Here is an 18852-nt window from a genome sequence, read left to right on the forward strand (position 1 = left end):
ACGCCGAAATGCTCATACCTGTCTGCCGATCCCATTCTTGTTTATTGCACGTCAAATACCATCCCTGAGCATAGCTTGAACGGTTCGCCGCCGCGTATATTTCCGGGCTGAGCCACTGCACAAAAGCTGTGGCGGTTGGGAACCTTCCTCCCAACCGCCACAGCTGCCTTCTGATGCTGGTCTAGTCGCCTAGCCTTGGTAGCGCCCGCGTGATGAGCGACGGCGCGCCAGGGTCAGTGCGCCGGCCCCCATCAGCAGCATCCCGGCGAAGACAACTGCCGTGATGCTGGCACCTGTGCTGGCCAGCTCGCCGTCCGCTGCGGCCGGGGCTGTTGCTGGCATGGTGGGCGCGGCCGTGCTGGTTGCTGCCGTGCCCGGCCCCGACGTTGCCGGAGCCGTTGTGGCCGGTGTTGTGGCGCCAGTGGTGGCAGGAGCCGTGGTTTCCGTGGGCCCCGGGGTGGGTGACGGTGAAGCGCCGGGTGTATCCAGGTCCAGGGCAACGTAGCCGGCAAAAGTTTCCGCGCCGCTGTTGGCACGGTACTCAACAGTTGTCAGCTGGTAGCCGGCCACTTTGAATGGTGCGCTGTAAAAGGTCCAGGGGCCCTGGCCAATCCGGTACTCCAGCGAAGCGCCTTGGGCGCCGGCGCCGGTAGCCGCCAGCGTTACTGTGGGTTCGGCGTCGAACGTACCCTCAGCATTGGGTGTGCCGGCCAAGGAACCGGCAACACCCAGGGCGGTGACCTGCGTGTTGCGAACCTCGATCTCGTAGGCGGAGAGGTAGATGCCCAGGGTTGAGGACTGGATCTCCACCTTGACGTGACGGGCGTTGACAGTGTCAAACGGCACTACGTCCGTGCGCTTGCTCGCGGGCATGGCCGTCTTCGTGGCAGCTACGGTCCAGGTGACACCGTCCAAGGAGGTCGAGACTGTGTAGTCCTTCGCGGAGGCGCCTTCCCAGGCGATGGTGACCTCGTTGATGGGCTGCACCTTGCCCAGGTCGCCGGCGATCCACCGCACGCCGTTGTAGTTGGCTGACCAGCGGGTGGCAAGGTTGCCGTCGAAGGCCTGGTCTGCAGGCAGGGTGGGGGCTTCATTGCCAGATGCGGTGGCTTTGGCGCCGATGGCAACGTTGGTGATTCCCTCAACTCCCACGCTCCACGCGCCCACGGTCCCGGATGCTGCGCGGGCCGCCTTGTCACCTGCAGGAGTTAGGCCAGCCAAGCGAACAAAACGAGCCTCGGTGGTGGGGAAGAGGACGCGGTCATTGCCCGCCCCCGCCACCTCATGGGTGGTGACGCGGTCCCAGAACAAACCGTCCTTGGACGTTTCCACGGCGTAGCCGGCAGGGGCGTTGGCGGCCCATTCAGCGTTGACGCCACCAACCTTCTGCACACTGCCCAAGTCAATGGTCAGTGACGTGTTGGCGTCATCGGCAGACTCCCAGCGGGTATTTTGCTCGCCGTCAGTGACGTTCGACGCCGGGTATCCGGCCTTGGTGGAGGAAGCCGCCACGGGCTTGCCGGACGCGAGGTTGCTGGCCCCGGCAGCCGGGGTGGTGTCCTTCACTGTGCCAAGGGAAGGGCCCATGCCAATCTTGTCGAGGGCACTATTGAAGCTTGCGTAGGGCAATGCGGGGGTCTTAGCCGTCCAGGTCTTCTGGGCAACAACGGGGAAGGAGCGCTCGATCAGACCATGGACGTCCTGCTGGCTGTAGTCCTCGTTGACAAGGTCGTTCCACACCGCGAACATGGCACCCATGACCTGCTCAGGTTCCACTGTTTCGTTGCCTGCAGTGTTGGGCAGCCAATTGGTGTACAGCCATTGATTGTTCAAACCACTGCCGTGGTAGTAGTCGGCAAAGGGAACCACGTACAAGGTGCCGTCATTGGTGTTGATGAACTTCATGCCGTCCGAGGCAGCGGCATCCAGTCCGTACCAGCCGTTGTTCCAGGAATTGATGATGACGTCTTTGTCGAAACCCTCCACGCCGGAGAATCCGGTCCCCTTGCTCATTTCGGTGAAGCTGCCCCAGGCTCCGGGCTGCTTGCCCTTGGCCCGGATGTGCGCCGCCATGGCGTTGTAGAAGTCCCGGTACTGAAGCTTGTTGCCCGGGTACTCATCCGCACCGAAGTTCACCTCAGCGCCCTGGAACCAGGGCATGAACTCGTCAAAGATCCCCTTGACAGCAGCCGTGGTTTCCGGCTTGCTCAGGTCAAGGTGGTCTGACTTGCCGTTGTTCAGGCCGATGTCCGGGCGCCATTTAATAATGGCGGCCGCGTGGGCGGGAACATCGATTTCAGGGATGATCTGCACGCCGCGACTGCCCGCCGTGGCCTCGAAGCCGTCCCAGTCGGCGCGGTCATAGGAGCCGTCCGCGGAGGCCAAGCCTGCGTACAGCGGGTTTTCCGACTTGAGCCGGAAGCCCTGTTGGAGGTTGCGCCAGTCCTTGTCAGCCCCGGCAAAGATCTCATTGTCGTTGAGGTGAATCTGGAAGCGGTTGAGCTTGTAGTAGCTCATCATCTTGATGTAGTCATTGACAAAATCCGCTGTGAAGAAGCGGCGGCCAACATCCAAGATGAAACCGCGGGCTTCATAGTCGGGCCAGTCAACAGAGGAGCCCACAGGCAACTTGTTGCGGCCATCGGACTGGGTCATGACCTGCAAAATGCTGCGTGTACCGTAATAGGCGCCCGTCTCGGTCGGGGCTGTGACCTTCACGCCCGCGGCGGTGACGTCGAGCTTATAACCTTCGGCGTCATACCGTTCGCCACCGGCTGCGTACTTATCCGCCACATCCAGGACCAGGGAGATGTCACCGGGCTTGCTGGCCCCTGTGACGACGGCCAGGTCCAGCCCTGTCATTTCGGCCAGATCATCAGAGAACTCCTCAGCTACTTGATTCAGTGTTGACGGGACAACAATGCGGCTGGACGAGGTAATCTCCACCGTGCCCTTGCCGCCGGTCCACTCGTGCAAGGACGGGACAACCACGGGTGCCGGGTTAATGGCTGGCTCCTCAGGGGCTGCCGTGGCCGGGGACATTGCTGAGATGCCGGCTAGCGGCATGCCTATTGCCGCCACCATCGCTATCGTGCGCCAAGTACTTTTCATGCAGGTGCTACCTCTCGTGTGCTTTGCTCGCACATGACGTGCGGTTGACTTCTGCCTGTGGGGAGCCCTGGACAGAGGTGCCTGGTTGCTTGGAGTTATGGATCTCATGACTGGTCGATGGGCCTGCTGTATGGCGAGGGTAAGCGCTTGAAATCAGGCTTCCCACGCGATGTTATCGATCACTATTTGAAGTATAGGAGTCCCATGTCACATCTGAGTAGGGTTGTTGTGAATATGACGCAGCCAGGTGTGGGGAGGGGCAGGGGCCATGTTCACGCTTCGGCCGCAGCGAAGTGGCGCCTAGGCTAGTGCCATGTTGACTGTTATTGGTGAAGCTCTGATTGATGAAGTTGTACGCCCCGGCAAGGATCCGGTGCCACATGTGGGGGGCAGCCCCATGAATGTTGCTGTGGGGTTGGCGCGACTGGGGCATCCGGTGCAGTTTCTTGGCCGGTATGGTCACGACGCCTATGGGGACATGGTGGGTGGGTATTTACGCACCAACTCCGTGATGGTTCCCTTGGCTCCCGATGCCCAGCCCACCTCCGTGGCCCGGGCAGTTCTTGATGATGCAGGGGCTGCCAGCTACGAGTTCGCGTTGGACTGGTCCCTGCCGGAATTGACCAGCACTGACGGTGCCCCGAATTTCATGCTTGGTGCCACCACCTTGCTGCACACGGGCTCCATTGCCACCATGTTGTCCCCGGGTGCCAAGCAAGTTCTGGCCGCCGTCACTGCCCTGCACCCGCTGGCCACTATTGCCTTCGACCCCAATTGCCGGCCCAGCATCATCACTGACGTGGACTATGCGCGCGTGCAGGCAGAAAAGTTCGTCCGCATGGCCGATGTGGTCAAAGCCTCGGATGAGGACCTTGCCTGGCTCTACCCAGGTGTTGACCCCAAGGAATCAGCCCGAGCGTGGCTGGCCATCGGTGGCACGCAAGGCCCTGCCATCGTAGTCCTCACCCAGGGTGGAGATGGCCCGTGGGCGGTGTGTGCTGCGGGCGAGGCTGCCTGCCCCGTGCCCGATGTGCAGGTGGTTGACACCGTGGGTGCCGGAGATTCGTTCATGGCCGCCTTGCTGTCCACGCTGGTGGACAGGGAATTGGACGGTGCCCAGCGTCGCGGCGACCTGAGGGGGATCAGCACGGCCACCCTGGCCGAGATGATCGGCTATGCTGCCCGTGCGGCCGCCATCACCGTCTCCCGGGCCGGCGCCAATCCGCCCAGTCGCGACGAATTGCAGAAGTGACCCAAGCCAGAAGAGGTGGCGCCGTGGTGCTCAGTTGGGCGGGCGCAGCAGGGCGGCAGGGCTTAATACGAGCGTTTCGGCGCCGCCCGGGCACCGCCGGGGCCGAAGTTGGATAGCCTTGGGTATGCGTTTAATTGCCAGTGACATTGACGGAACCATTCTTGGCCACGACGGCACCATCAGCACCCGCACGGTGGAAGCCTTCGCGGCTGCCGCCGAGGCGGGCATTGAGATTGTTTTTGTGACAGGACGGCCGCCGCGCTGGTTGGACCCCATCCGCGAACAAATTGGCCACACGGGAACCGTCATCTGCTCCAACGGGGCAGTGACCTACCACCTCGGCACTGAAAGAGTGCTCAACTCCCATGTGATCAGCTGGGACACGGTGGCACAGGTCAGGGACATTGTTACAGCACTGGCTCCCGATGCGCGCTTTGCGCTGGAGTCCCTCACCGGGCTGCACGTCGAGGACGGTTTTCTGGGCAACCGGATCCCGGCCGGCAGCCTGAACGTTGTCCCCGCCGTGCTGACCGCGGACATTGCCGACGGCGGCATCGTGAAGATGCTGGCCGTACTGCACACCGGCAACGCCGACGAATTCCTGGAGCTGGTAGCGCCCGGCATGGGAGCCCTCATTGAGGTCACCCACTCGGCGCCGGAGCTGGCGCTGTTGGAAATGGGCCCCGTAGGTGTCAACAAGGCTGTGACGCTGGCCCACTACGCTGCGTCCCTGGGCATTGACGCCGCCGATGTGGTGGCTTTCGGTGACATGCCCAATGACATTGAAATGCTTGGCTGGGCAGGCGCCGGCTACGCCATGGCCAGTGGGCACCCGCAGGCGCTCGCAGCCACTGCGCTGGTGGCTCCCCGCTTCGAGGACGACGGCGTTGCCCAAGTCATCGAGTCCCGGCTCGCCGCCCTGCGCCTGGCGTAGAGCGCCGTCGTGTCACGTACCACAGCTGCAAAACCCTATCTGGACGCCGCACACCCTGTGGCCATTGCGCACAGGGGGTTCTCCCAGGGTGGTTTGGAGAACACCCTCACGGCTTTTAGGGCAGCCCTGGATCTGGGGTACAGCTATGTTGAGACGGACATCAACACCACGGCCGACGGCGTCACCGTGGTGTTCCACGATTCAACCCTGGACCGGGTCACGGACCAGCACGGCGTCATTTCCCAACTTCCGTACTCGGTGGTGAGCAAGGCGCGCATTGGCGGCCGGGAACCCATCGCCACCCTGGCCGAGTTTTTTGCGGCACTGCCAACGGCACGGTTCAATATTGACGTCAAGGACCAGGGCTCGGTGGTGCCGCTGGCGGAGCTCATCGAGGAACGGGGCCTGCACGACCGGGTGTGTGTAGCTTCTTTCTCCGGAAAACGCCGTCGTGCCGTGTTGTCCCGGCTGAGCCGCCCCGTGGCGAGCTCCCCGGGCAAATGGCACCTGGTGGCCTATTTCTGCCTGAGTCCGTGGCTGCCCGCTCCCTTGGTGCGCTTGCTGATGCGTCAGGTGGATGTCCTGCAGATACCCCGCAGGCTCGGGCGACATGATCTGGTCACGGCGGCGTCGGTTCGTCGGGCCCACGGACTGGGGCTCAAGGTGCACGTCTGGACCATTGACGAACCTCTTGAGATGCACCAGCTTTTTGACCTCGGCGTGGACGGCATCATGACCGACAGGGCTGATTTGCTGGCCGAGGTGATGCGCCAGCGAGGTTACTGGGCGTAACTATTCAGCCTTGTCAGTGACCGGTGGCAGGATGGAGACATGCGTATTCTCATTGCCCCGGACAAGTTCAAGGGGACCCTCACGGCTCCCGAAGCCGCATCGGCCATGGCTGAAGGGGCGCTGCGGGTTTACCCCGACGCGGTGGTGACCACACTTCCCATTGCCGACGGCGGTGAAGGCACGGTGGATGCCGCGGTGGCTGCAGGCTATGCCGAGCGACTCAATGCTGTGGTGGGTCCCATCCTGAAGCCGGTTGGTGCGGCCTGGGCATTCCATCCCGGCACGTCGGTGGCCGTCATTGAAACGGCACAGGCCAGCGGCTACCTGCTCAGCGAACCCACGGTGGAGAACTCCCTGCGCGCCCATTCCTACGGGTGCGGGCAACTGATCTCCGCGGCGCTGGAGGCCGGTGCCACCGAAATTATTATTGGCCTGGGCGGGTCCGCCATGACCGACGCCGGAACGGGCGCCTTGCGTGCGCTGGGCCTGAAACTATCCGATGCCAATGGCAATTTGGTGCCTTTGGGCGGCGGATCCTTGGGTGATGTTGTTGCCGTGGATGCCTCGGAACTCGACCCGAGGCTGGCCAGCGTGAAACTGCGAATGGCAGTGGATGTGGACAACCCGTTGTACGGCCCCAACGGTGCGGCTCATGTATTTGCGCAGCAAAAGGGCGCCGACGCGCAGGCAGTGGACCACCTCGATGCCGGGCTGCGCAAGCTGGCCGCCGTGGTGGCGGCGGACACCGGGATTGACATAGATGTGGCGGGGGCGGGCGCTGCCGGCGGCTTCCCCTCCATGTTTGTGGCCTACGCCAGCGCCACCATCGAGCGCGGCTTTGACCTGGTGGCCACCATGATCAATCTTGACGCGGCCCTGGCTGACGCTGACTTGGTCATCACCGGCGAAGGCTCACTTGATGTGCAGTCCCTCTCCGGCAAGGGTCCGCTGGGAGTTGCCGACGCCGCGCACGCACGGGGGATTCCCGTCGTCGTAGTTGCCGGACGAATCACCGTGACACCCCAGCAGCTGGCCGAACACGGGGTGGTCTCAGCCGTCAGTGCGACGGATGTGGCGGGTTCCCCGGAGGCTGCCCTGGCCGACGCCGCACTTTTCACCACGAGGGCCACCTCCGAGGCGCTCAACGGCATCTGAGCACGTTTTACGCCCGGCAATGCCGCATCACAAAGATTATGCGTAAGACTCATGGAGAGTCTTACGCATAATCTACAGTCACTGCGCTGGGAAGGGCTGCCGGGCTAGTGACCCTTGTCCGGCTTCGGGGCTGCCGGCTCCAGCTCGGCGGCGAGAGGGTCCGTGGCAGTGCCGCGCCACTTCGCCAGCGCACTCATGCCGTGGTAGACAATGAGTGCCGCCGCGGTGCCCAGGGCGATGCCCTCGAACGTCAGGCTTCCGGCATTCCAGGTGAAGTTGGCAACGCCAATGATGAGCGCGACTGCTGCCGTGGTGAGGTTGATGTTGTTGGCGAAGTTAACCTTGTTCTGCACCCAGATGCGCACACCCAGCACGCCAATCATGCCGTAGAGCAGGGTTGCTGCACCGCCAAGAACACCCGCCGGGACGGTGGCAATGAGCTCGCCAAACTTGGGGGAGAAACTCAGCAGCAAGGCCGCAACGCCTGCCACCCAGTAGGCAGCCGTTGAGTAAACCTTCGTGGCAGCCATGACGCCAATGTTTTCGGCGTAAGTGGTGGTGCCGGAACCGCCGCCAAACCCTGCCAAGGTGGTGGCCACGCCGTCGGCAATGATGGCCCGGCCCGCGTAGGGGTCAAGATCCTCCCCAGTCATCAGCGCCACCGACTTCACGTGGCCAATATTTTCCGCCACCAGGACCAGCACCACGGGGATGAAGAGGCCCAGAACGGCAAAGTGGAAGGTGGGGGTCTGGAAGTGCGGCAATCCGATCCAGCCGGCCGCATCGATTTTGGAGAAGTCCACCTCGTTGCGCAGCACCGCCACCAAGTAGCCAACCACCACGCCCACCAGGATGGCAAGGCGGCCCAGAATTCCTCGGAACAGCACGCTGACCAAGATGATGACCAGCAGAGTGACAAGGGCCGTGATGGGGGCCTTTTCAAAGTTGCCGCGCGCGGAAGGTGCCAGGTTCAGGCCGATCAACGCCACGATGGTGCCCGTGACGGGTGCCGGCATGAGCCTGTTGATCCAGGACGCGCCAAACTTTTGCACGATCAAGCCCAGAACTGCGAGTGTCACACCGGCAACCACCACGCCGCCCAGTGCACCAGAGACACCAAATTGCTGCTGTGAGGCCATGATGGGCGCGATGAAGGCGAAGCTGGAACCCAAATAGCTGGGGACCCGTCCCCGCGTGAGGACCAGGAAGAACAAGGTGCCAATACCGGAGAAGAACAGGGTTGTGGCCGGTGGCATGCCGGTGATCAGGGGCACTAGGAACGTGGCACCAAACATGGCCACCACGTGCTGCAGGCCAATACCAATGGTCCGGGGCCAGCTCAGCCGCTCGTCGGGGCCGACAACCTGCCCCGGTGCAATAGTTTTGCCGTCCCCGTGAACGCGCCACTTAGTGCCCAACAAATTCATCAACGTGCCTCCAGTCAATGCCGTGCCAGTGCACAGCCTGCCGATAAGAATATCGGCACACGGAGATTTACGGGTGGTTCGGGGCGCCTGTGCCCACCGGCCGGACGAACTAGGGGTGGGGGACGTGGCCTTCGCTGGTCAGGAGTACGACGCCGAGAAGGTCGTTAAGTGCGTGGGCCAGGTCCGGGTGGGCCAGTTCATACCTGGCCCGGCGCCCCTCGGCGATGGCAACGGCCAGTCCGCAGTCTCGCAGGCAGGAAAGGTGGTTGGAGATGCTTTGGCGTGAAACGCCCAGTTCGGTGGCCAGGTCGGCCGGATACTGGGGTGTCTTGGCTAGATTCATCAAGATTTCGGCCCGGGTGGGGTCGGAGAGGGCGTAGCCAAACCTGGCCAGCACTGCTGCGTTGCTAATGGGCTTCATTCTCAATATCATACATTAGTTGATGAATTCAGCCATCGATGTACTATTGAGTTATGTCTGGTCACGATCACTCCCATTCCCACGCCGGGGCCCCGGGCGAGAGCCACCAAGGACGCATTGCCGTTGCCTTGGCAATCACGCTGGCCGTGTTTGTCTTTCAGGTCATCGGCTCCCTGCTCACCGGATCCCTGGCGTTGCTGTTTGATTCCGCGCATGTCCTCACGGATGCCGGCGGGCTTGCCATGGCCTTGCTGGCCGCCCGCTTGATGACCCGCCCGGCAACCAGCAAGCGGACGTGGGGTTTTGCGCGGGCGGAAGTACTCGCGGCAACAGCGCAGGCAGCGGTGCTTCTCGCCGTCGGCCTCATTGTTTTGGTGGAAGGCGTCCAGCGCCTCTTCAACCCCACCGAGATTGCCTCCAATGAGATGATCATCTTCGGCGCAATAGGCCTGCTGGGAAACATCATCTCGATGTTTGTCCTGATGGGCGGGCGCGGCAAGAACTTCAACATGCGGGCAGCGTTTCTGGAGGTTGTCAACGACGCCCTGGGCTCGGTGGCAGTCATTGTGGCAGCCATCGTCATCTCGCTGACCGGCTGGATGCAGGCCGACGCCGTGGTGGCCATGCTCATTGGCGCCATGATCCTGCCGCGCACCGTGAGGCTGCTGCTGGAAACCATTGGTGTGCTGCTGGAATCGACTCCTTCAGGACTTGACCTGGATGAGGTCCGCGCGCACATACTGGCGCTCGATCATGTTCGCGGCGTCCACGACCTCCACGCCAGCCAAATCGCCACTGGCCTGCCCATCCTCTCCGCCCATGTGGTGGTGGACGAGGAATGTTTCCACGACGGCCACGTCCCGCTCATGCTCGACGCCCTGCAAAGCTGCGTGGCCAGCCACTTTGACGTCAGCATTGAGCACTCCACCTTCCAGCTGGAACCCGTCACCCACGCCGAACACGAACTAGGCGCCCACCACTAACCGGGTGCGTGCGCCGGTGCGTGCTGCGGACCGGAATTCCCTCGGCGACTATCCGACGCGTCGGCCGCGGGCGGCCTTTGGCGTCTCCTTTACGTCGCCTACGGAAACACCGGCTCCGCCGCCCGGCCCTCAATTTGCATATGCGCTGCGCGAATACCTGTGTCTGCGCATAAACCCATGCGACTTTGTTTATGCGCAGCTGTCAAGGCCAGCATGGCGCCTCTCTGACAGCTGCGCTAGGCGCGGGGTCCAAACTTGCGCATGCCCAAAGTGGACTTGGGCTATGCGATCGCGAAGTCGGCAACACAGCGCATAGCCCAAATTCGCAGCCGACACTGAAGCCGGAGGCCCCGGAGCGGGCGGAAAATCTTACTGCTCGCGAGGGATGGCGGAAGTGGCCCAGCTGCCGCCGCGTTAGGAGATGACGCCGTCGACCAGGGCCTTGGCCTCGGCTTGGACTTGGGCCAGGTGGTCTGCGCCCTTGAAGGATTCGGCGTAAATCTTGTACACGTCTTCCGTGCCGGAGGGGCGTGCCGCGAACCAGGCGTTCTCGGTGGTGACCTTCAAGCCGCCAATGGCGGCGCCGTTGCCGGGGGCTTCCGTCAGTTTGGCCGTGATTGGCTCCCCGGCCAGCATGGTGGCGGAGACGTCGGCGGCAGAGAGCTTGCCCAGTGCCGCCTTCTGTTCACGGGTGGCTGCGGCGTCAATGCGGGCGTACGACGGCGCCCCAAAGCGGGCTGTTAGCTCACCATAGTGCTGCGAGGGTGATTTTCCGGTGACGGCCGTGATTTCCGAGGCCAGCAGTGCCAACAGGATGCCGTCCTTGTCGGTGGTCCAGACGGAACCGTCCTTCTTGACGAAGGAGGCGCCTGCGGATTCCTCCCCGCCAAACACGCCCTCGCCGGAGAGCAGGCCCGGCACAAACCATTTGAAACCCACGGGAACTTCAACGAGCTGGCGGCCAAGATCGGCGGCGACCCTGTCAATGATGGAGGAGGAGACCAAGGTCTTTCCCACGCTGGCTGTTGCGGGCCACTGTGAACGGTGCGTGTAGAGGTACTGGATGGCCACAGCCAAGTAGTGGTTGGGGTTCATCAGCCCGGCATCCGGGGTGACGATGCCGTGGCGGTCGGCGTCGGCGTCGTTCCCGGTGGCAATGTCAAAGGGGGCTCCAGCGGCCAGCTTGTTAATGAGCGACGCCATGGCTGAGGGGGAGGAGCAATCCATGCGGATCTTCTCATCCCAGTCCAGTGACATGAAGGCCCACTGGGGGTCCACGGTGGGGTTGACAACTGTGAGGTCCAGATTGTGGCGTTCGCCGATCTCGCCCCAGTAATCCACCGAAGCCCCACCCATGGGGTCCGCCCCAATGCGCACGCCTGCGGCCCGGATCGCGTCAATGTCAAGGACGGAGGGCAGGTCGTCAACGTAGCTGGAGAGGAAGTCGAACTTGCCGGTGGTGGAGGCCGCCATGGCGTCTGAAAGCACGACCCGCTTCACGCCTCGCAAGCCGTTTTCCAGCAGTTCGTTGGCCCGGTTGGCAATCCAGCCGGTGGCATCGGAATCGGCGGGCCCGCCGTGGGGAGGGTTGTATTTGAAACCGCCGTCGCCGGGCGGGTTGTGGGAAGGAGTCACCACAATTCCGTCCGCCAGTCCCTCTGTGCGGCCCGAGTTGTAGCTCAGGATGGCATGCGAAACGGCCGGGGTGGGCGTGTAACCATGGCGGGCGTCAATGAGAACCTCGACGCCGTTGCCCGCCAGAACTTCCAAGGCCGTGTTTTGTGCCGGATCGCTCAGGGCATGCGTGTCCTTGCCCATGAACAACGGGCCGGTGATTCCCTGACCGTTGCGGTACTCCACAATGGCTTGGGTGATGGCGGCAATGTGGCCCTCGTTGAAGGAAGCCTTCAATGAGGTGCCGCGGTGCCCCGAGGTGCCAAAAGCCACCCGTTGCGCCGGATCGCTAAGATCTGGAGTCAGATCGTAATATGCATCCAGCAAAGCAGAAAGATCAACAAGGTCCTGGGGAAGGGCAGTAGTGCCCGCGCGGCTAGCCATATTCACAGCATGACAGAGCCGGCGCCGGATTGGCACGTGCTGCCCAGAGTATGAACTATCTGAGCGAAGACTCACCCGGCTGTCTCAGGAGACCGGACTATTATGGGAGTCAACTTTAACTTTCCCCCTTGCGTGCCTTCACGGGACAGCAATTCCAGTAGGAGTCAGCAATGTCGAACCAGCCAGAGCAGCCGCAGCCAAAGCCTGGCCAGCCCGGCAGCCCCACGCCGCCCTACGCGGCGCCTGCCGTGCCGGATAGTTTCTTGGGCCAGAACCAGCAGTTCCAAAACCCGCCGGCGCCCCAGTATGGACCACCGGCAGGCGGGCAGTATGGGCAGCAGGCACCCTTTGCCCAGCAGCCTTACGCCCAGCAACCGTATGGGCAGCAGCCCTACGCCCAGCAGCCTTACGCCCAGCAACCGTATGGGCAGCAGCCCTACGCCCAGCACTATGGTGGCCCAACGTATTATCAGGGCGGTCCGGGCTATGCGGACAAGACCAGTGGCCCGCGCGGCATGAGCCTGGCCAGCATGATCATTGGCTTGGTCTCGCTCGTGGCAGGATTCGGGTTTTTTATGGTCCCGCAGATAGTTGGCATCGTTTTGGGCCACATTGGTCTCAAGAAGGAAAGCCCTCAAGGCAGGTCATTTTCCATCACCGGGCTGATTACCAACTACTTGGCGCTACTGATCTATGGTGCGCTCTACGGCTTTGTTCTCTTCGGCCTGGCCATGATGGGTTTTGACTCCTACAGCCCAGCAGCTGAGGGCTACACCTGGTTGGCAACAACTCACTAGGGTCCTTAACTGACGGCGGCACCTTTCCCAACACAACTGCGATGGGAAAGGTGCCGCCGTCGTACTTTAAGAAAAGACCTACATGACGCCAGCCATCAGCTTCTTGATGGGCTTCTTGACCAGGAACAACAGGACACCAAATCCAATGGAGACCAAGCCGATGACCATGAAGTACGGGGTCTCGTTGGCGGGGTCGTACCACTGGGCGAGCACACCTGACATGGCGGTTCCGAGCGAGATGGACAGGAAGAACAAGGCAACCATCTGTGTCTGGAAGGCGGCAGGGGCAAGCTTCGTGGCCAGTGAGAGGCCCACGGGCGAGAGCATGAGTTCAGCAACTGTGAAGAGCAGCAGGATGAAAACAATGGCCATCATGGGAACAGCGGCCATGCCGGCGAACGGGATGAATGACAGATAGGCCAAACCCATCACGACCAACGCGACAGAGAACTTCACGGGTGTGCCGGGCTGACGCGGGCCCCACTTGGTCCAGACGGCTGCAAACACGCCGGCCAGAATGATGATGAACACCGGGTTGATGGAGGCGACCCAGCTGGCGGGCACCTCCCAACCCAGAATGTTGCGGTCAAGGCGCTTGTCAGAGTAGAGGGCAATCACTGTGAACTGCTGCTGGAACAATGACCAGAAGACGGCGCTGGCCAGGAACAACGGCATGAACGAGTAAACGCGGCTGCGTTCCACAGCCGTTACGGTCTTGTTGGCCAAAATGAGTGCAAAGTAGGCGATAGTCGCCACGATGACAACTGCCACGATGATCCACTTGAGGTTCTCGGCGGTAATGAGCTTCAAGGCCACGGCCACAACAATGATAATGATGGCTGCAGCGGCCAGGGCGATGAACTTGCCGTATTGCGACTTCGGCAGCGGGTTGGGGACTTCGTGCGCCGACTGGGGAAGGTTCTTACGGGTCAGGCCGTACTGGAGCAGACCAAAGGCCATACCAACTGCTGCTGCGGCGAAGCCCACATGGAAGCCCCAGGTGACCTGCAACCAGCCGGTGACGAGCGGGCCAATAAGCCCACCAATGTTGATGCCCATGTAGAAGATGGAGAAACCGGCGTCGCGACGGTCGTCGTCCTTGGCGTACAAGGTGCCAACCAGTGAGGTGGCGTTGGCTTTCAATCCACCGGAGCCCACCCCAATCAGGATCAGACCAACGGTCAGGCCAACAGCTCCCGGCAGCAGGGCTAGGGACAAGTGCCCGGCCATGATCATGATGGCGCTGTAGAAGAGCACCTTCTCAGAGCCCATGAGGCGGTCGGCAACCCAGGCGCCAAGAATGGTGGAGAGGTACACGCCACCGCCGTAGGTGCCAACAATGCCCAGGGCGGTGCCTTCGTCAATACCGAGCCCACCTTGGGTCACGGAGTAGTACATGTAGTACGCCAGGATGCCTTGCATGCCGTAGAAGGAGAACCTCTCCCACAGCTCCACACTGAAGAGGTTCAGCAGCATTTTTGGCTGTCCGAAGAAGGATGTATCGCGGGGTTTTTGGGGTGCCAGTGCCGGATCGGCGGGGCTGTTTTGTGAACTCACAAGTCCAATTTTGACACTAGTCTTGCTGAACGTCACATTTTAGGCTTCTGGAGGGCTGCAGCGTATACGGCTGGTTGGCCCCTCGGGCGTTAGCGCCTCCCGCCCTCCCCATCCCTCGCTTCGCTCGCGCGTGGCCCCACGGGCAGTAGGCTTAAGCCGGATTTGTCTTTACTTGCAAGGAGAAAATACATGTCAGACATCATGAGCGTCACGGTGGCCGAGTTGGCTGCGGGCGCAGTGATTTTGGATGTCCGTGAAGATTACGAGTGGGAAGCGGGCCACGTTGAGGGCGCGCTGCACATTCCGCTGGAGCAGTTGCCGGCCCGTTTGGACGAGCTTGACCCGGACACGGATCTGTTCGTCATCTGCCGCACGGGCGGCCGTTCGTTCCGGGCCACCAACTGGCTGACCGAAAACGGCTACAGTGCGTTTAACGTGATGGGTGGCATGGGTGCCTGGTTTGAATCGGACAAGCCCATGATTTCCTCCAACGGTGAAACTCCCCGCGTCCTCTAAATTACTTCCGCTTCAACGAACAGGTGCCCCATGACTTCCGTGCCCACTGATTCCGTGCTGCCCCTGACGTTCCTTGGGCCCGAAGGGACTTTCACCGAGTCGGCCCTGCTCAAGGTTCCCGGTGCGGCCGCTTTGGCGCGGATTCCCTCCAACACGGCTGCCGCGGCCCTGAACAAAGTGCGCAACGGCGAGGCTTTTGCCGCAATGCTGCCCATTGAGAACTCCATTGAAGGTGGCGTTCCGGCAACGTTGGATGCCATCGCCAACGGTGTTGAGCTGCGGATCATCCATGAGGTGGTGGTGCCCGTGAGTTTTGTGCTGGTGGCACGGACTGGAGTCACGCTGGCGGATGTCACAGCCGTGGGCACACACCCGCACGCGTGGGCGCAGACCAGGGAATGGTTTGCCGCAAAGCTTCCACTGGCCACCCATGTTCCGGCGAATTCGACGGCGGCCGCCGCCCACGAGCTGGTGGCAGGCACATCCGCCTTCCAGGCCGCCGTCTGTGCACCGCTGGTGGCGGAACAAACTGGCCTGAACATTCTGGCCGCAGGCATTGAGGATAACGCTGGGGCTGTTACGCGCTTTGTGCTGGTGGCCAAGCCGGGCTCACTGCCTGTTCCCACGGGGGCTGACAAGACAACGCTGGCAATTCCTTTGCCGGAAGACCACCCCGGCGCCTTGATGGCCATCCTGGAACAGTTTGCCAGCCGTGGGGTGAACCTGAGCCGCATTGAATCAAGGCCCACGGGGCAGTACCTGGGTCACTACATTTTCAGTGTTGACATGGAGGGGCACATCCGTGACGCCCGCGTGGCTGAAGCTCTGCGCGGCCTGCACCGGGTCAGCCCGGACATGCGCTTCCTGGGCTCATATCCGCGGGCGGACGGGCAGCCGCCGCTGATCCGGGCCTACAATTCCGATGTTGCCTTTGCCGAGGCTTCCACGTGGGTTGAATCGCTCCTGGTGTAGGGGACGGTAGCCGGGGCCGCAGCCCTCCTGCGGCCATGAGCTTGCCGATATTGGCGCGCACACATCTCTTTCGCTGCGGCATCGGCAAGCCTATGCTTTGGGGTATCTTCATGACCATTTGTCTGAAGAGGGAAAGTTGATGCCAGCAGGGAAGAGGCGAGTCACCATGGATCCGCATGTAGGCAGGAGCAGCAGCCAAGAAGGCACCATTGTCAATCCTGGTGCCAAGGAAGGCCGTGACACATCGGTCGGGGACGAAAGTGACGACGCCAACGAGTTGCGCTTTGACGAAGAGCAACGCCTCATCAAGGAACAGTCGCAGCGCCCGGAAACTGACTGACTCCGTGCCGCTGCGGTGTCACTGGCTCTTCCGCACGAAGCCTCTTCCACATGGAGCTGTGGCGCCGACAGCTCTTAGGCGGGGTTGTTGGGTGCTGGCACACGCACCAGCACAGCCTTGGGCTCCACGCTGACCTGGACGCATGTTGCGGGGCCTGACGGGTCGCCGTCGATCTGGGTCTCCACCGGCATGACAGTGCGGATGGTCAGGTTCTGTGAGCGGTAAAAGTCAATGACGGGCAGGTTGTTCTTGTGTCGGAACACCACTTTTCCGGCCATGGCCAGCCAGCCCAAAGCGCTCCGGGGGCTGATCACCACAACGTCCAGTACGCCGTCGTCAATCAGGGCGCCGGGCACAAAATCGATGCCACCCGGGAGCAGCCCGCAATTGGCAAACAGTACTGAACGGATTTTGCGCTGCTGGGCGGGTTCATCATCCAATTCGATGCTTACCTTCTTGCGCGGACCCGCCATGTGCCGCAATCCTGCCTCGCTGTAGGCCAGCCAGCCAACATGTTCCTTCAACTTGGAATTGGTGTCATTCATGACGTCGGCGTCCATGCCAAGGCCGGCAATGACCATGAAGGAATGCTTGCCAACCGCGCCGGTGACATTGTCCTCAATCTCCATCAGCCCGGCATCAATGTGGCGCTGGTGCCCAAACAAGGCGGTCTGGACGCTGCTGGCAATGTCTGTGACATCCAGACTCAGATTGCGGGCCAGCAAATTTCCGGTGCCCAGGGGGATGATGGCCAAAGGAACTTCGGTGTGCCGCAGCGTTTGTGCCACAGCCCGCACAGTCCCGTCGCCGCCGCCCACAATAACCACATCGGCCTTCGCCTCCAGCGCGGCCGCGGCCATGGTGAAGCCCGGGTCCGCAGCACTGGTTTCAAAGAAGAGGGGGGCTGGCCAGCCAGCTTTGGACACGGAACGGGTGATGAGCGTTTTTGCGTCGTCGGTCCCGTTTTTGGTGGGGTTGTAAATGAAAACTACTTGCTGCTTTGCCAAGTGAATTTTGTGCGGTGAATCAGCCACGGCGCTGCGCGTGTGCTTCTGGGCGAGCTTGCGCACACCCAGCCAGCTGATGGCAACGGCGAGCACAGTAATGACCACAATAATGACTGCAAGAAGTTCAGTTGGCATGATTCTCTAACCATAGCCCGTCAAGTTGCATTGATTGGATAGGCTTAGGGTGTGATCGATGTACGAGACCTCAGCGAAAATCCCGAAAAATACCGTGCCAGCCAGCGTGCGCGCGGTGCCGAACCGTCTGTGGTGGACTCCGTCATAGCCGCCGACGCTGCACGAAAGTCTGCGATCACCTCTTTTGAGGCTTTGCGCGCCGAACAAAATGCCTTCGGCAAAAAGGTGGCCCAAGCCAAGGGTGAGGAAAAGCAGGCCCTGCTGGCAGAGGTGAAGGAACTCGCCGCAGCCGTCAAGGCGGCCTCGGCAGCAGCCGATGCAGCCAGTGCTGAACAGGACGCCCTGGTGCGCAGCATGGCCAACCTGGTCTCCGAGGGTGTCCCGGAAGGCGGCGAGGACGACTACGTGGTGGTCAAGACCGTTGGCACACCCCGGGAATTCCCCGACTTCAAGCCACGCGACCACCTGGAAATTGGTGAACTCATTGGCGCCATCGACATGGAGCGCGGCGCCAAGGTGTCCGGTTCACGTTTCTACTTCCTCAGGGGTGTTGGTGCCCGCTTGGAAATGGCGCTGCTGCAGTTGGCCATGGACCAGGCCATCGAAGCCGGCTTCACACCCATGATCACCCCCACGCTTGTGCTGCCCGAGACCATGGCCGGCACCGGTTTTGACGTGGAGCACGACGCCGAAATTTACCGTCTGGCCGAGGATAACCTGTACCTAGTGGGCACCTCAGAGGTCGCGCTGGCCGGCTACCACGGCAACGAAATCATCAACGTTGACGAACCCGTCCGCTACGCCGGCTGGTCCTCCTGCTACCGCCGCGAGGCCGGTTCGCACGGCAAGGACACCCGCGGCATCATCCGCGTGCACCAGTTCAACAAGGTGGAAATGTTTGTTTACACCACGGTTGAAAAGGCCGCTGAGGAGCACCAGCGCCTGCTGGCCTGGGAAGAGGAAATGCTGGCCAAGGTTGAGCTGCCTTACCGTGTGATCGACACGGCAGCTGGCGACCTTGGCGGTTCCGCCGCCCGCAAGTTCGACTGCGAGGCCTGGGTGCCCACCCAGGATGCCTACCGTGAGCTGACCTCCACCTCCAACTGCACCACCTACCAGGCCCGCCGCCTGAACATCCGTGAGCGCCTGGTGGCTGACGACGGCGGCAAGGGTGGCACCCGCGCAGTTGCCACCCTGAACGGCACCCTGGCCACGACCCGCTGGATTGTGGCCATCCTGGAGCACCACCAGAATGCCGACGGTTCAGTCAACGTCCCGGTTGCCCTGCGCAAGTACATGGGCGGCCTGGAAGTCTTTCCCGTCCTGTAATTCCCTAGGCGTTTCGTGAACGCCGGGTAAATACTCACACTGTGCACACAGCTGTGAGTATTTGCC

Annotated in this window: 16 protein-coding genes; 10 read left to right on the forward strand and 6 right to left on the reverse strand. The window is 61.9% G+C overall.

What is annotated here, in order from left to right; all coding sequences use genetic code 11:
- Positions 1-189 precede the first annotated feature (189 nt).
- On the reverse strand, positions 190-3111 hold the full coding sequence (locus CVS27_RS08140) for a glycoside hydrolase family 20 protein (RefSeq protein WP_165788278.1): 2922 nt from the start codon (positions 3109-3111) through the stop codon (positions 190-192).
- A 313-nt stretch (positions 3112-3424) separates the two neighbouring features.
- On the opposite strand from CVS27_RS08140, the gene CVS27_RS08145 reads away from it, so the two are divergent.
- The 4 genes from CVS27_RS08145 to CVS27_RS08160 all read left to right on the forward strand — a co-directional run bounded on the left by CVS27_RS08145 (position 3425) and on the right by CVS27_RS08160 (position 7244).
- Positions 3425-4363: a carbohydrate kinase family protein gene (locus tag CVS27_RS08145; protein ID WP_103465234.1), complete on the forward strand. Its 939-nt coding sequence runs from the start codon at positions 3425-3427 to the stop codon at positions 4361-4363.
- Between the two features lie 124 nt (positions 4364-4487).
- A complete protein-coding gene (locus tag CVS27_RS08150; RefSeq protein WP_103465235.1) occupies positions 4488-5297 on the forward strand; it encodes an HAD family hydrolase in 810 nt (269 codons plus the stop codon).
- Between the two features lie 9 nt (positions 5298-5306).
- Positions 5307-6089, forward strand: coding sequence for a glycerophosphodiester phosphodiesterase family protein (locus CVS27_RS08155; RefSeq protein WP_243400096.1), 783 nt, complete (start codon positions 5307-5309; stop codon positions 6087-6089).
- 39 nt (positions 6090-6128) lie between these two features.
- On the forward strand, positions 6129-7244 hold the full coding sequence (locus CVS27_RS08160; RefSeq protein ID WP_103465236.1) for a glycerate kinase: 1116 nt from the start codon (positions 6129-6131) through the stop codon (positions 7242-7244).
- A 104-nt stretch (positions 7245-7348) separates the two neighbouring features.
- On the opposite strand, the gene CVS27_RS08165 is transcribed toward CVS27_RS08160, so the two are convergent.
- Positions 7349-8671, reverse strand: a complete 1323-nt coding sequence (locus CVS27_RS08165; protein WP_103465237.1) for a uracil-xanthine permease family protein — start codon at positions 8669-8671, stop codon at positions 7349-7351.
- A gap of 109 nt (positions 8672-8780) precedes the next feature.
- Positions 8781-9092 carry an ArsR/SmtB family transcription factor gene (locus CVS27_RS08170; protein WP_103465238.1) on the reverse strand — a complete coding sequence of 104 codons (312 nt, stop codon included), beginning with the start codon at positions 9090-9092 and terminating at the stop codon, positions 8781-8783.
- 53 nt (positions 9093-9145) lie between these two features.
- On the opposite strand from CVS27_RS08170, the gene CVS27_RS08175 reads away from it, so the two are divergent.
- Positions 9146-10075, forward strand: a complete 930-nt coding sequence (locus CVS27_RS08175; RefSeq protein ID WP_103465239.1) for a cation diffusion facilitator family transporter — start codon at positions 9146-9148, stop codon at positions 10073-10075.
- A 414-nt stretch (positions 10076-10489) separates the two neighbouring features.
- Here CVS27_RS08175 and pgm read toward each other — a convergent pair whose 3' ends face one another.
- Positions 10490-12133 (reverse strand): phosphoglucomutase (alpha-D-glucose-1,6-bisphosphate-dependent), encoded by a 1644-nt coding sequence (pgm, locus tag CVS27_RS08180; RefSeq protein WP_103465240.1) that lies wholly within the window; start codon positions 12131-12133, stop codon positions 10490-10492.
- Positions 12134-12303: 170 nt separating this feature from the next.
- Here pgm and CVS27_RS08185 point away from each other — a divergent pair, with 170 nt between their 5' ends.
- Positions 12304-12930, forward strand: a complete 627-nt coding sequence (locus CVS27_RS08185) for a DUF4190 domain-containing protein (protein WP_103465241.1) — start codon at positions 12304-12306, stop codon at positions 12928-12930.
- A gap of 78 nt (positions 12931-13008) precedes the next feature.
- Here CVS27_RS08185 and CVS27_RS08190 read toward each other — a convergent pair whose 3' ends face one another.
- Positions 13009-14487 carry a peptide MFS transporter gene (locus tag CVS27_RS08190; RefSeq protein WP_279325107.1) on the reverse strand — a complete coding sequence of 493 codons (1479 nt, stop codon included), beginning with the start codon at positions 14485-14487 and terminating at the stop codon, positions 13009-13011.
- A gap of 189 nt (positions 14488-14676) precedes the next feature.
- Here CVS27_RS08190 and CVS27_RS08195 point away from each other — a divergent pair, with 189 nt between their 5' ends.
- The 3 genes from CVS27_RS08195 to CVS27_RS20760 all read left to right on the forward strand — a co-directional run bounded on the left by CVS27_RS08195 (position 14677) and on the right by CVS27_RS20760 (position 16315).
- Positions 14677-15003, forward strand: coding sequence for a rhodanese-like domain-containing protein (locus CVS27_RS08195; RefSeq protein ID WP_103465242.1), 327 nt, complete (start codon positions 14677-14679; stop codon positions 15001-15003).
- 30 nt (positions 15004-15033) lie between these two features.
- Entirely contained in the window at positions 15034-15975 is a 942-nt protein-coding gene (gene pheA / locus CVS27_RS08200; protein WP_103465243.1) for a prephenate dehydratase, read from the forward strand.
- A 166-nt stretch (positions 15976-16141) separates the two neighbouring features.
- Positions 16142-16315 carry a hypothetical protein gene (locus CVS27_RS20760; protein ID WP_165788099.1) on the forward strand — a complete coding sequence of 58 codons (174 nt, stop codon included), beginning with the start codon at positions 16142-16144 and terminating at the stop codon, positions 16313-16315.
- A gap of 74 nt (positions 16316-16389) precedes the next feature.
- Here CVS27_RS20760 and CVS27_RS08205 read toward each other — a convergent pair whose 3' ends face one another.
- Positions 16390-17457, reverse strand: coding sequence for a diacylglycerol/lipid kinase family protein (locus CVS27_RS08205; protein ID WP_103465244.1), 1068 nt, complete (start codon positions 17455-17457; stop codon positions 16390-16392).
- A 51-nt stretch (positions 17458-17508) separates the two neighbouring features.
- Between CVS27_RS08205 and serS the strand changes: the two genes are divergently transcribed.
- Positions 17509-18786: a serine--tRNA ligase gene (serS, locus tag CVS27_RS08210; protein WP_103465245.1), complete on the forward strand. Its 1278-nt coding sequence runs from the start codon at positions 17509-17511 to the stop codon at positions 18784-18786.
- The last annotated feature ends 66 nt before the right edge of the window (positions 18787-18852 follow it).

Origin of the sequence: Arthrobacter glacialis, from assembly GCF_002909445.1 — a bacterium.
GTDB classification, from domain to species: domain Bacteria; phylum Actinomycetota; class Actinomycetes; order Actinomycetales; family Micrococcaceae; genus Specibacter; species Specibacter glacialis.